The following is a 12,266-nucleotide window of genomic DNA, read 5'->3' as shown; positions in this document are numbered from 1 at the left end:
ATCGAAAAGCGTGCGCCGAGGGAGCTCCTGATCGAATTTGGTCAGGATGACAGGGCACGCATGAGGAAGCCGCCCCTAAGGGGCCTCTGTCGCCGGCCTCCAACAAAGCCGGGCGGGGTCATGGCAGGGTGCTCTACAGGAGTCCGGCAATGAACCGGGGCTTGCCGACAACCAAGAGGTCCTGGTGCCCGCCCCAGCCGCGCTCGATATAGTTGAATATCCTGAGATCGTCCATGCCCTCGGTCAGGCTTATCAGGCGTGAAGCCTTGCTGAGGGAGACGCCATAGTCCCCCGGCACATTGCCGCCATGCGCCGGGAACGGATAGTTCGCATAGCCATAACCGGTCTCTTCATATTCCGCGACAATCCGTTGCCAGTTTTCTGCATCGATATACCCGAATTCCCCGCCCCTACGGGCAGAGTAGCGGCCATGAACGGTTGCGGCGATTATGCCGGTATCGCTCAATTGCATCGCCAGATGGCGGAGCCAGCGCTCCGTCAGCTCCAGCGTCGTGTGGGTGAGGAGCGAGCCGACCCAGATGACATCATATTTGCGGGGGAACACGACCGCTTCAGGCTCCGCCTCGGAGATGATCGCCCCGGCGCCGAACTGACGGGCGCAGAACTCCGCGCCCTTACGGTCGATATCGCAGGCATCGACCTGTGCGTCCGGGAACAGTTTCACCAGATGGCGCAAAACTCTTCCGTGCCCGCACGGCATATCGAGCAGGGATCGCACGTCTGTAAGCTGGCTGGACATGCAGGCAAGTATGACTGCCCGCGCGCCCGCCTTGCCGACGGTGTGATACCATTCGAAGCCGCGCATCGTTTCGTCGGGCGAGATCGTCATGTCGATGTCGGACCGTAGGTAAGCATCCCACTTCGCCGCAAAGCCGAGGAGTGGGTCCTGCTCTGCCGACATCGAGCCCGGTCCGGCCGTTGCTGTTTCTTGCCCCATCATACCCATCCTGCTGGCGTCTCCGGAAAATCCTGCGGGAGCGCGTTCTGCTTATCCTGTCAGGTTGACTAGCGGATGCGCGATGGGAAGGAAACCCTTGGGGCGGCTGCCGGTTCGGCTGGGCCGATGACCGGCTGACTTGGCGCCGGCTTCAGAAGCCGCCGCCTTCGGCGAGCCATTCCTGTTCGGCTTCGGTGCTGGCGCGGGCGACGGCGGTGTTGCGGTGGGGGAAGCGGCGAAAATCGCGGATCACATCGAGATGCTGGCGGGCATAGTCGAGCGTGTTGGCGGTGAAATCGCGAAACTCCGGGCGCGCGGTTTCGTGCAGGGCTTCGAACAGGGCGACGGAGCGGTGCTGGTCTTCGAGGGATTCGGAATGTTCGAGCGGCAGGTAGAAGAAGACCCGCTCGACTTCGCTGAGGCGCGTGTTCTCGCCGGCTTCGAGGCCTTCCTTGCAAAGCGTCAGCGCGAGCAGGTCCTGCGCAAAGGCGCGCGGGCTGGCGCGGAAGATGTTGCGGCTGACCTGGTCGAGGATGATTAGCGCGGCAAGGCGCCCCTTCGGGCCCCGTTCGGCCCAGTCGCGGGCGAGCGGGCCGGCGGACAGGGTTTCGAGCAGGGGCTGGAACCGGGCGCGGAGCATGGCGTCAAAGTCCGGCCCGCCGCCGAACCAGAGCGGGGCATGGGTGGTGAGGACGTCCGGGCTCGAAGGGTCCGGCCCGAACCAGACTTCGAGGACGTCTTCCGGCGAGGGCAGGGGCGCGCTCATGCTGCAGGTCTCCTTGCGACGACCATGTAGTTGACGGAGGTGTCGGAGGAGAGTTTCCACTGGCCCGACAGTGGCTGGAAGGAAACGCCGATGGCTTCCTTGGCGGTCAGGCCGGCTTCCTCGAGGGGGCCGCGCACTTCCTCAGGGCTCAGGAATTTCGACCAGTCATGCGTGCCGCGCGGCAGCCAGCGCAGGACATATTCTGCGCCGATGATGGCGGTGGCGAGCGCCTTGGCGGTGCGGTTGAGGGTGGCGACGATCATCAGCCCGCCGGGGGCGACGAGGCTGGCGGTATCTTTCAGGAACTGCGCGGGGTCGGCGACGTGTTCGACCACTTCGAGGTTGAGGACGATGTCGAACAGGGGCTCGCCGGCGGCGATCAGGCCTTCGGCGGTGCCGGCGCGGTAGTCGATCGCGAGGCCCTGTTCGCGGGCATGGGTGAGGGCGGTCTTGATATTGGCCTCTGAGGCATCGACGCCGGTAACCTGCGCGCCGAGGCGGGCCATGGGCTCGGAGACGAGCCCGCCGCCGCAGCCGATGTCCAGGAGGCGCTTGCCTTCCAGCGGTTTGAGGAGGCCGGGGGCGAGGCCGAAATGGGCCTCGGCGGTCTCGCGGATGAATCGCAGCCGGACGGGGTTGAACCGGTGCAGCGGGCGGAACTTGCCATTCGGGTTCCACCAGTCAGCCGCCATGGCGGAGAATTTCGCGACCTCGGCCGGGTCGATGCTCGGGGTCACCGGGGGGGCGTCAGAGGCTTCAATTGTTTTGGCCATCGTTTAGCAAACCTGTTTGATCCGGACCGGAGTTTCGCCTACAGGGCCGCGATATAGGCCGCGAAGCGGTCAGGATACAGCTTATTGGGTCGAAATGGCGCGCACGGTGCTGAAATTCGGGGGTACTTCGGTCGGGGATCTCGACCGGATTGCCAATGTGGCGGACATCGTGGCCGCGCGCGCGGCGAAGGGCGAGCATATGGCCGTCATCGTCTCGGCGATGTCGGGGGAGACGAACAAGCTCGTCGCCCTGGCAGACGGGGCCGCGGGCAAGGATTTGCCGCGCCATCTCTATGATGATGAGTATGACGTCGTGGTCGCCTCGGGCGAGCAGGTGACGGCGGGCCTTCTGGCGCTGGCGCTGCGGCGGCGGGGGCTGAAGGCCCGGTCCTGGCTCGGCTGGCAACTCAGGCTCAAGACCGATAACAGCCATGGCCGGGCGCGGATCATGGGTTTTGATGATACGGCCCTGCCGGATTCGGTCGATAGCGGCGAGATCGCAGTGGTCGCCGGGTTCCAGGGCGTGACGGATAATGGCCGGGTGACCACGCTGGGGCGGGGCGGGTCGGATACCAGCGCGGTGGCGGTGGCGGCGGCGCTCGGCGCCCGGATGTGTGATATCTACACCGATGTGGACGGGGTCTACACGACCGATCCCAGGATCGTGCCGAAGGCGCGGCGGATCGACAAGATCTCGTATGAGGAGATGCTGGAGATGGCGTCGCTTGGCGCCAAGGTGCTCCAGACCCGCTCGGTCGAGCTTGCGATGAACCATGGCGTGCCGGTGCGCGTCCTGTCCAGTTTTGTAAAACCCGGCGAGGAGTCCCCCGGCACCCTCGTCTGCGCAGAGGAAGAGATCGTGGAAAAACAGGTCGTCAGCGGCGTTGCCTATTCGCGGGACGAGGCCAAGGTCACGCTCTATGGGGTGCCGGACAAGCCGGGCAGCTCGGCCAAGATCTTCTCGGCGCTGGCGCGGGCGGGGGTCAATGTGGACATGATCGTGCAGGCCAGCTCGCGCGAGGCCTCGAAGGCCAACCTTGTCTTCACCTGCACCGACCGGGACAGCCCGTTTGCCCGCGAAACGCTGGAAAAGCTGCAGGATGAGGTCGGGTTCGAGCGCCTGGAAGTGATCCGGGACGTGTCGAAAATCTCGATCATCGGGGTCGGCATGAAGAGCCATACCGGGGTTGCCGAGAAAATGTTCACCGCGCTGTCGGAGAAGGGCATCAACATCGATGTCATTTCAACTTCGGAAATCAAGATTTCCGTTCTGATTGCTGCGCCCTATACAGAACTTGCGGTCCGGGCCCTGCACACAGCCTTCGGGCTGGACGCGGACTGACAGGACACCGTAGACCGGGGAGAGGATGCCCCAGAATCTGCCGGCCACCCGTTTGCTGATGAACCGCCTCCGCCAGGTGATGGCCGAGGACGGGGAAGCGCGCTCGCGCCTGTCGCAGGTGGTGCGGCTCGTTGCCTCGACGATGGTGGCGGATGTCTGCTCGATCTATCACCGCGAGCCGGACGGCGCGCTGTTGCTGATCGCGACCGAGGGCCTGAAGACCGAAGCGGTCAACAAGACGCGCATGGCCGCGCATGAGGGGCTGGTCGGCTATGTGGCGCGCACGGCGGAGCCCATCGCGATCGAGGATGCGCCGCGCCATCCGGCCTTTTCCTACCGGCCGGAGACAGGCGAGGACCCGTTCCATGCCTTCCTCGGCGTGCCGATCCTGCGGACGGGGCGGGTGACGGGGGTGCTGGTGGTGCAGAACCGCACCGAGCGCACCTACCGGGATGAGGAGATCGACACCCTCCAGACCATCTCGATGATCCTGGCGGAAATTGTCCACCGGATCGAGGAGGACCAGTCGGCTCCGCAGCCCGACCGGCGCCAGCGCTTCCAGAATGGCGGGCCGCTGACGGGGCGGATCTTCTGCGAGGGGCTCGGCTATGGACGGGCGGTGCTGCATGACCCGGTGGTTCCGGCGGCGCGCTTCTTTGCGGCGGACCAGACGGCGGAGGCGATCCGGCTCAGCGATGGGCTGAAGGAGCTGCGCGCCTCGATCGACCGGATGATGCTGATTGACGGGGCGGCCCTCGGCGATGACCCGCGCGATGTGATGGAGGCGTACCGGCTGCTGGCGCATGACCATTCCTGGGCCGAGAAGCTGCAGGAGGGGGTGCGTTCGGGCCTGTCGGCGGAGGCCTCGGTCGACCGGGCGCGGCGGGAGCACCGGGCCAAGCTGTCGGCGGCGCGCGATCCTTATTTGCGCGAGCGGCTGCATGATCTGGAAGACCTCGACAACCGCCTGCTGCGCATTCTCGGCGGGGAGGCGAGCAAGCCGCAGATCACTGGTGAGCGCAGCGTTCTGGTGGCGCGCAGGCTGGGGCCGGCGGAGCTGCTGGAATACGCCAAGACGGGCCTGAAAGGCATCCTGCTGGAAGAGGCAGCGGCGTCGTCCCATGCGGCGATCGTGGCGCGGGCGATGGGCATTCCGGCAGTCGGCGGTATCGAGGGGCTGACGACCCGGGTGGAGCAGGGCGACTATATCATCGTCGATGCCGAGCAGGGCCAGGTGCATGTCCGCCCCGATGATGCGGTCTATGACGCCTACAAATCGCGCGTGGCGCTGCGCTCGGAGCGGCAGGCGGCCTATGCGGCGCTCAAAGGATTGCCGGCGCGCACGAAGGATGGGGTGAACGTCTCGCTGTTGCTGAACGCAGGCCTCGACCTCGACCTCGACATGCTGGAACCGGCGGGGGCGGACGGGGTCGGCCTGTTCCGGACCGAGTTCCAGTTCCTGGTGGCCGAGACGCTGCCGCGCCTTCAGGACCAGATCGAGCTTTACAAGCGCGTGCTGGAGAAGAGCGGGCAGAAGCCGGTGATCTTCCGGACGCTGGATGTGGGCGGCGACAAGGTGCTGCCGATCATGAACCAGCTGCGCGAGGAGAACCCGGCGCTGGGCTGGCGCTCGATCCGCTTCGCACTGGACCATAAGGGCCTGTTCCGCCGCCAGCTGCGCGCGCTGGTGAGGGCCGCCGGGGCGGGGCCGCTGACGGTGATGTTCCCGATGGTGACGACGCCGGCCGAATACCGCGAAGCGCGGGCGCTGCTGCAGGATGAGATCGACTGGAGCGAGCGGCGCACGGGCGTGCGCCCGCAGCCCGTGGAGATGGGGGTGATGCTGGAGACCCCGGCGCTCGCCTTCTCGCTGATGGATCTGGCGGGGGAGGTAGATTTCCTGTCGGTGGGCACCAATGACCTGTTGCAGTTCTTCTTTGCTGCCGACCGGATGACGCCTTTTGTCAGCGACCGGTATGACCTGATCAGCCCGGCGGCGCTGCGCTTCCTGCGGATGGTGGCGGAGACCTGCGCGGTGGCCAACATCCGCCTGTCAGTGTGCGGGGAGGCGACGGCGAAACCGCTGGCGGCGCTTTGCTTTGCGGCGCTGGGCTTCCGCAGCCTGTCGATGGCGGCCTCGTCCATCGGTCCGGTGAAGCTCGCCCTGCGCAGCATCGACCTTGGCGGCTTCCGGCAGGCGCTGGATGCAGCGCTGGATGCACCGAACGAGGCGTTCCGTAACCAAGTGTTAAGTATAGCCTTGCAGCATGGAGCGGATATACCGGACAGCTGAAGCCGGTTGCGGTTGGGTACGGGCGGAATTACCTAGAGGTGGACCACTTCTTGCCCGTGTCGGGCAGGAATTCCCTCACGGTCAGCGAGACTGGTAGAAATGGTACAGAATCCGACCCCCGAACCCACCCATGACGGCACGCCCGCCGAGGGCTCCGGCAATGAGAACGGTACGGACCGTTCCAATGTGACGCCGATTTCGCCGCGCGCCGCCCAGGCGCTGGGCGAGCGCGAGGGGCGGGCGAAGGCCGACGAGATTTTCCGCACCAGCGAGTTTGAAGGCGAAGCGCTGCGCATGGGGCAGGTGCTGCGCCGGGTGCGCGAGGCGCTCGGCATCGAGCTGCGCACGGTGGCGCAATCGACCCTGATCCGTGAGCCTGTGCTGATGTCGATCGAGCGGATGGAAGTCCAGACGATCGCGCCGGGCTATCTGAAGGCTTACCTGCTCACCTATGCCCGCGTGCTGGGCCTGCCGGAGGCAGACGTTGTCCAGCGCTTCACCCGCGAATGCGGCGGCATGGAAGAACTGAAGACAGCCGCGCCGGTGCCGAAGATCGGCAGCATCCAGAAGACGCCGAGCCGCTGGCCGCTGATTGCGGGCCTTTCGGCTGTGGTCGCGGCGGTACTGGCGGCGAGCCTGACAGCGTTCTGGTTCATGAACCGGCCGGAGCCGGAGGTGATGCTGCAGTCGCCGGTGGCGGTGAGCGGGGCGCGCAACAGCCTGTTCGACGAAGTGCGCCCGGCGCGGTCAGCTTCGGCAGACCTGCCGCTGGAGATCGTGGCCGTGCGCCAGGCCTGGCTTGAGGTGCGCGGGGCGGATGGCACCATCTTTGTCAGCCGCACGATGGCCGAGGGCGAGACCTATTTTCCGCGCATCAATGCCGGCTGGACCGTTTCGGCGCGCAATGGCGGCGCCTTTGAATGGCGGGTGGGCGATGTGACCGTCGCGCCGCTGGGGCCGGAGGGCGCGCAGGTATTCTCCATCTCGGTCGATGACCAGCTGGCCCGGGCGGCAGAACTGGCCGCACCGACCGTGGCGGCGACCGCCGGGACCAGCACGCCGCGCTGACACCCCTTTACGCGGGGCCGGTTGCGGGCCAGATCAGATATGATCCGGTCAGCGAGAAGGTAGGCGCGCGCCCATGAGCCATAATCCCATCCGCCCCTGGCGAAACATCGAGCGGCGAAAGTGCCGCCAGATCCGCGTGGGCAATGTGCTCGTTGGCGGGGATGCGCCGATTGCCGTGCAGACGATGACCAACACGCCGACCGAGGATGCGGCCGCCACGATTGCGCAGATCAAGGCCTGCGCCGAGGCGGGGGCAGACATTGTGCGCGTGTCCTGCCCGACGGAGGAGTCTACGGCGGCCTTCCGCCAGATTGCGCGCGAGAGCCCTGTACCGCTGGTGGCGGATATCCACTTTCACTACAAGCGCGGGGTTGAGGCGGCGGATGCGGGCGCGGCCTGCCTTCGGATCAATCCCGGCAATATCGGGTCCGAGGCGCGGGTGCGGGAAGTTGTGGCGGCGGCGCGGGCGAATGGCTGCTCGATCCGCATTGGCGTCAATGGCGGCAGCCTGGAGCGCCACCTCCTGGAGAAGTATGGCGAGCCCTGCCCGGACGCGATGGTGGAGAGCGCGCTCGACCATGCGCGCATCCTCGATGACCTTGGCTTCCATGATTACAAGATTTCGGTGAAGGCCTCCGACATGTTCCTGACGGTGGCGGCTTACCAGCTGCTGGCGGAGGCGACCGATGCGCCGCTGCACCTGGGCATCACGGAAGCCGGCGGGCTGCGCACGGGGACGGTCAAATCCTCGATCGGGATGGGGAGCCTCCTCTGGGCCGGCATCGGCGACACGATCCGCGTGTCGCTGTCGGCGGACCCCGTGGAAGAAGTGAAGGTCGGCTATGAGATGCTGAAATCCCTCGGCCTCAGGACGAGGGGGGTGAATATTGTCGCCTGCCCGTCCTGCGCGCGGCAGGGGTTTGATGTGATCTCGACGGTCGAGATCCTGGAGCAGCGGCTTGCGCATATTTCCGAGCCGATTTCGCTCTCTATCATCGGCTGCGTCGTCAACGGGCCGGGCGAGGCGGCGCTGACGGATCTCGGCTTCACCGGCGGCGGCAAGGATGCCGGCAAGATGTTCGTGAACGGACGGGCCGACCACAATGTCTCGAATGCCGACATGGTCGAGCATATCGTGAAACTGGTCGAACAGCGCGCCGAAGCAATGCGCGCGGCGCGGGAGGCAGAAGAGGGCGTGCCGGCGGAGTAGGTTGACCTGATACGTGTTACGTATTATGTAACGACCAGATGATCGTCTCCCTTGCCTGCCGGGATACCGGCTCTGTTTCACCGGCAGAGGGTTCGGCGTTTCCAGCAGTTCGAGCGGGCCGCGCAGCGAAAGCTCGCCATGCTGCAGGCAGCCGCCGTGCTGGAGGATCTGCGCAGTCCGCCGGGGAACCGGCTGGAGAAACTTCTCGGAGACCGGGAAGGCCAGCACTCCATCCGGATCAACCAGCAATGGCGGCTGTGTTTTGTCTGGACGGCGGAGGGGCCGGGGAGTGTCGAGATTGTGGATTATCATTCGTGAGGCGTGACATGAAAGCGAAACTTGCCCCTGTGCATCCCGGCGAAATCCTGGATGAGGAGTTCCTGAAGCCGATGGGCCTCAGCGCGCGGCGGTTTGCAGAAGCGATCCGTGTACCGGCAAACCGGGTGACGCGGCTGATCAATGGTCAGGTGAACGTGACTGCCGATACGGCGCTGCGCCTGTCGCGGGCCCTGCGGACAACGCCGGAATTCTGGCTGAACCTGCAGGTGCAGTATGATCTTCAGAGCGTCGAGGATGCGGACGGGTATGAGGATATCGTCCCGGTAGGGACGGTTTAGGTGCTTGTGGGTTAAAATTTCAGATGTCCACAACGTTCGTCACGCCCGATGGCCGTCAGGCCATCTGGGCGCCCAGCTTGTGAGGTTGAGGTTGGGTGATGGAGTGGGCGGCCCCCTCCGTCTCGCTGCTGCGCAGCGATCCACCTCCCCCGCCAGCGGGGGAGGATAAGGGGCTGCCGATGAGGAAAAATCACACCGGGCCGCAGCGGCTTTCGGGGGTGAGGGTGGCGGCTTCTTCCCAGGCGCCTCTTGTGGGGGCGAGGCGGCGGATCAGGGCGAGGGCTTCAGGGCGTTTCAGGGTGATCTGTTCGGCCTCTGCGTCTGCCTCGTCAAGGTCGTGTTTCGGCAGGCCGAGGATGACGCGGCGCATCGCGGGCGCGCCGGGCAGGCGGGCATCCAGCGAGCCGACATAGATATTGTCCGTATTCGCATCAAAGATCGAGAGCGAGCCATAGTCCGGCCAGGTCGGCACTTCGATCAGGACGGGGCCGGCGGTGAGGTCGATCAGGCAGATCGTGTAGGCAAGGTCGGGCGAGGGGCGCACGACGGTCTGGGTCTCGGGGGTGACCTGCGGGCTCATCTGCCAGTGATGCAGGGGCAGGCCGCGTTCAACCATCTGCGTACGGACGGTTGACATGATGCGCGACGGCAGGGCGGCGAGCACGAGGAAATGCACCGCGAGGAAGGTGACCACGAAGGCGCTGATAGCGAGGAGGGCGAACCGGGTCATGGCGCGCTCCGGCAGCTGAGGCGGGTGATCGCGGGCGGGGGCAGGGTCTCCAGCGGGGCGGCGATCAGGTCCGGCGCGGGCTTGTAGAGGCGCAGGGTCAGGTCGAAATTTCCGGCGGCGCGGCTGGAGACCCAGGGGCCGCCAGCGTCCGGGCGCTCGGGCGCGATGAGGAAGGACCAGGCCTCGCCCATGCGGGCGGTGTCAGCATCGGTGCGGTCGAAGGAGAGGGCGTTGTCACTGTTCTGCGGCAGGAAGCTGGTGGCATCGTAGAGCGTGAGCGACCACCAGAGCGCGGGCAGGGCAATGCCGGTGACGCGGTAGGTGCAGGCCTCCTGCAGGCGCTCGCCGGTATCGTCTGTGTTGCGGGTGAAATAAACCGCTTCTTCCTTTGACAGGGCGAGGAGGCCGTGGCGGGCGACGCGGGCGCGGGTCCAGGGATTGGCGGCGGGGGAGCCGATCGTCCAGTCCGATTTCCAGCCGCCGGCGTTGATGCCGCCACCGATGCGCACGCCGGGGCCGACCGCGCCGGCGATCCACATGGCGCTGCCCGCCCCGGCGGCCAGGCCGAGGATTGCGCCGATCAGGAGGGCCATCAGGGTCTTCACCGGCGAGACGCTAAGCCCGCTCACGCGAATTTGCAATTCCGGTGCAGGTGGGGGGCTGGGAGGGGGCGGGAGGATGCGCTAGCTCTGGGAGAATGTGCGAGCTGAGCGGCAAGGGGTGCCCATGGTTTTGAAGGTCCTGCGCTGGACGGGTCTGACGCTGCTGGCGCTCGTGATGCTGTTCATGGCGTCGAGCTGCACGATGCTGGGGCTGAACTATTCGAGCCTCGAGACCGGGAACAAGCCGGAGGCGCTGCCGCCGCTGCCGGCCGGGCTGGTGGCCGGGGACGAGACAGCGCGGGAGGAGGCGCGGGCGCTGCTGGCGGCGCTCTATGGCGACTGGCCGGAGGGGCTGCCTGTGGCGAAGAGCCCGTGGCGGGTGGTGGTTGAGGATTATCTCGGCGGGCGCGGCACGCTGGAGGAGGCCGACATCACGATTGGCCGGGGCGAAGGCGCGCGGACCTTCCAGCTGGTGGCGGCCTTTCCGAAGGGCGCGCGCGGGGCGCCGCTGGTGCTGTCGCAGACTTTCGGGTCGAACTGCGCGACCTTTCCCGAGCAGCCGGTGACGAGCGAGGATGGCGACGCCTGCACGGTGCGCGATTTCGGCAAGTTTGCGAGCATGGTGATCTCGGCGGTGTTCGGAGAATATATCGCCGAGGCGCCGGTGGAGCTCTATTTCGATGCGGGCTTTGCCTATGCGAGCTTCCATGCGAGCGATTTCATTCCCGATGATGCAAAGACCGCCCGGCCGGCGATGGAGGCCCTTGGCGGGGCGCCGAACCCCGGCGGGGCGCTGATGGCGTGGGCCTATGCCTATTCGGCGGCCCTCGGCGTGCTGGCGGACGACCCGCGCATTGATGGGGAGAGAGTGGCGCTGCTGGGCCATTCGCGCTTCGGCAAGGCAGCGCTGCTGGCGGCGGCGTGGGACGCGCGGATTGCAGCGGTGATTGCGCATCAGAGCGGGTTTGGCGGGGCGGCGCTGTCGCGCTCAACTGTGGGCGAGCGGCTGGACCGGATGATCCGGCGGTATCCGCACTGGTTGGGGCTGCAGGCGGCGGCGTTTGCGGAGTATCCCGAGGCGATGGACTTCGATCAGCATTTCCTGCTGGCGCTGATGGCGCCGCGTCCGCTGTTCCTGGGCAATGCGCGGCGGGATGTGTGGTCTGACCCCAATTCGAGCTTCCGGGCGGCGGAGGCGGCGAGCGCGGCCTGGCGGGCGCAGGGGGCGGCGGGGCTCGCCCTCGACATCCGCGAATTTGACCCGTCGGCGAAGATGGCCTGGTTCCTGCGGCCGGGCGGGCACAGCGTGACCGATGATGACCTTGAGGCGTTCCTGGCTTTCCTGACGGCGCATCTGACGCGGGGCGGGGCATTGCCAAGGGCGGCGATGGCTCCTTAGAAACAGCGCATAAAAACGCTGTGGGAGGCAACGCATGACACCTGAAATCGACTTCCTGAAACCTGTGCTGGCGCTGGTCATCTGGACCTGCGTGATCTGGCTCTGGATGTATTCGCTGCGCCTGCCTGCCTTCCAGAAGGCGGGGATCGAGCCGGATGCGGCGCGCCATCCGGGGACGTATTCGGACAAGCTGCCGGCGCATGTCCGCTCGGCGGCGGACAATTACAACCACCTGCATGAGCAGCCGGTGATCTTCTATGCGCTGATGTTCTTCATGGCGCTGACCGGCGGGGCCGACAGCACGGGGACGATGGTGGCCTGGGCCTATGTGGCGCTGCGGATCGTGCACAGCTTCGTGCAGATCGTGGTGGGCAAGGTGGCGCTGCGGTTCCTGGTGTTCACGGCCGGCACGTTCTGCCTGTTCTTCCTGGCGGGGCGGGAAGCGGTGCGCGTCTTCGGCGGCTGAAGGGCGCTCTTCCAAGCGGGCGGAAAGCAGCCTAAACGGCGG

General features: G+C 66.3%; 12 protein-coding genes and 1 pseudogene. 8 read left to right on the top strand and 5 right to left on the bottom strand.

Features of this window, described 5'->3' with window-relative positions:
• Positions 1 to 133: 133 nt before the first annotated feature.
• The 3 genes from ACK4SV_RS03605 to ubiG form a co-directional block, all read right to left on the bottom strand.
• Positions 134 to 958 carry a methyltransferase gene (locus ACK4SV_RS03605; RefSeq protein ID WP_409916431.1) on the bottom strand — a complete coding sequence of 275 codons (825 nt, stop codon included), beginning with the start codon at positions 956 to 958 and terminating at the stop codon, positions 134 to 136.
• A 151-nt stretch (positions 959 to 1,109) separates the two neighbouring features.
• Positions 1,110 to 1,724: a DUF924 family protein gene (locus ACK4SV_RS03600; protein WP_409916430.1), complete on the bottom strand. Its 615-nt coding sequence runs from the start codon at positions 1,722 to 1,724 to the stop codon at positions 1,110 to 1,112.
• Positions 1,721 to 2,497, bottom strand: coding sequence for a bifunctional 2-polyprenyl-6-hydroxyphenol methylase/3-demethylubiquinol 3-O-methyltransferase UbiG (ubiG, locus tag ACK4SV_RS03595; RefSeq protein ID WP_409916429.1), 777 nt, complete (start codon positions 2,495 to 2,497; stop codon positions 1,721 to 1,723). The genes ACK4SV_RS03600 and ubiG overlap by 4 nt, the downstream gene beginning before the upstream one ends.
• 94 nt (positions 2,498 to 2,591) lie before the next feature.
• Here ubiG and ACK4SV_RS03590 point away from each other — a divergent pair, with 94 nt between their 5' ends.
• The 6 genes and pseudogenes from ACK4SV_RS03590 to ACK4SV_RS03565 all read left to right on the top strand — a co-directional run bounded on the left by ACK4SV_RS03590 (position 2,592) and on the right by ACK4SV_RS03565 (position 9,027).
• On the top strand, positions 2,592 to 3,839 hold the full coding sequence (locus ACK4SV_RS03590; protein ID WP_409916428.1) for an aspartate kinase: 1,248 nt from the start codon (positions 2,592 to 2,594) through the stop codon (positions 3,837 to 3,839).
• Between the two features lie 25 nt (positions 3,840 to 3,864).
• A complete protein-coding gene (gene ptsP, locus ACK4SV_RS03585) occupies positions 3,865 to 6,132 on the top strand; it encodes a phosphoenolpyruvate--protein phosphotransferase (RefSeq protein ID WP_409916427.1) in 2,268 nt (755 codons plus the stop codon).
• A 99-nt stretch (positions 6,133 to 6,231) separates the two neighbouring features.
• Positions 6,232 to 7,200, top strand: a complete 969-nt coding sequence (locus ACK4SV_RS03580) for a RodZ domain-containing protein (protein WP_409916426.1) — start codon at positions 6,232 to 6,234, stop codon at positions 7,198 to 7,200.
• Positions 7,201 to 7,273: 73 nt separating this feature from the next.
• Entirely contained in the window at positions 7,274 to 8,410 is a 1,137-nt protein-coding gene (ispG, locus tag ACK4SV_RS03575; RefSeq protein WP_409916425.1) for a flavodoxin-dependent (E)-4-hydroxy-3-methylbut-2-enyl-diphosphate synthase, read from the top strand.
• A gap of 38 nt (positions 8,411 to 8,448) precedes the next feature.
• Positions 8,449 to 8,728 (top strand): annotated as a pseudogene (locus ACK4SV_RS03570) (type II toxin-antitoxin system RelE/ParE family toxin).
• Positions 8,729 to 8,736: 8 nt separating this feature from the next.
• The gene (locus ACK4SV_RS03565; protein ID WP_409916424.1) at positions 8,737 to 9,027 is read left to right on the top strand and encodes a HigA family addiction module antitoxin; all 291 of its coding nucleotides are present in this window, start codon (positions 8,737 to 8,739) and stop codon (positions 9,025 to 9,027) included.
• A 190-nt stretch (positions 9,028 to 9,217) separates the two neighbouring features.
• On the opposite strand, the gene ACK4SV_RS03560 is transcribed toward ACK4SV_RS03565, so the two are convergent.
• Together ACK4SV_RS03560 and ACK4SV_RS03555 are read right to left on the bottom strand one after the other, a co-directional pair.
• The gene (locus tag ACK4SV_RS03560) at positions 9,218 to 9,757 is read right to left on the bottom strand and encodes a DUF1254 domain-containing protein (protein ID WP_409916423.1); all 540 of its coding nucleotides are present in this window, start codon (positions 9,755 to 9,757) and stop codon (positions 9,218 to 9,220) included.
• A complete protein-coding gene (locus ACK4SV_RS03555; protein WP_409916422.1) occupies positions 9,754 to 10,386 on the bottom strand; it encodes a DUF1214 domain-containing protein in 633 nt (210 codons plus the stop codon). Before ACK4SV_RS03555 ends, ACK4SV_RS03560 begins: the two co-directional genes overlap by 4 nt.
• 97 nt (positions 10,387 to 10,483) lie before the next feature.
• Between ACK4SV_RS03555 and ACK4SV_RS03550 the strand changes: the two genes are divergently transcribed.
• Both ACK4SV_RS03550 and ACK4SV_RS03545 read left to right on the top strand, forming a co-directional pair.
• Entirely contained in the window at positions 10,484 to 11,758 is a 1,275-nt protein-coding gene (locus ACK4SV_RS03550; RefSeq protein ID WP_409916421.1) for a hypothetical protein, read from the top strand.
• 34 nt (positions 11,759 to 11,792) lie between these two features.
• The gene (locus ACK4SV_RS03545) at positions 11,793 to 12,224 is read left to right on the top strand and encodes an MAPEG family protein (RefSeq protein ID WP_409916420.1); all 432 of its coding nucleotides are present in this window, start codon (positions 11,793 to 11,795) and stop codon (positions 12,222 to 12,224) included.
• Positions 12,225 to 12,266 lie beyond the last annotated feature (42 nt).

It is taken from the genome of Hyphomonas sp., from assembly GCF_046313735.1.
GTDB lineage: Bacteria > Pseudomonadota > Alphaproteobacteria > Caulobacterales > Hyphomonadaceae > Hyphomonas.
This window is presented reverse-complemented; position numbering and strand designations above follow the sequence as displayed.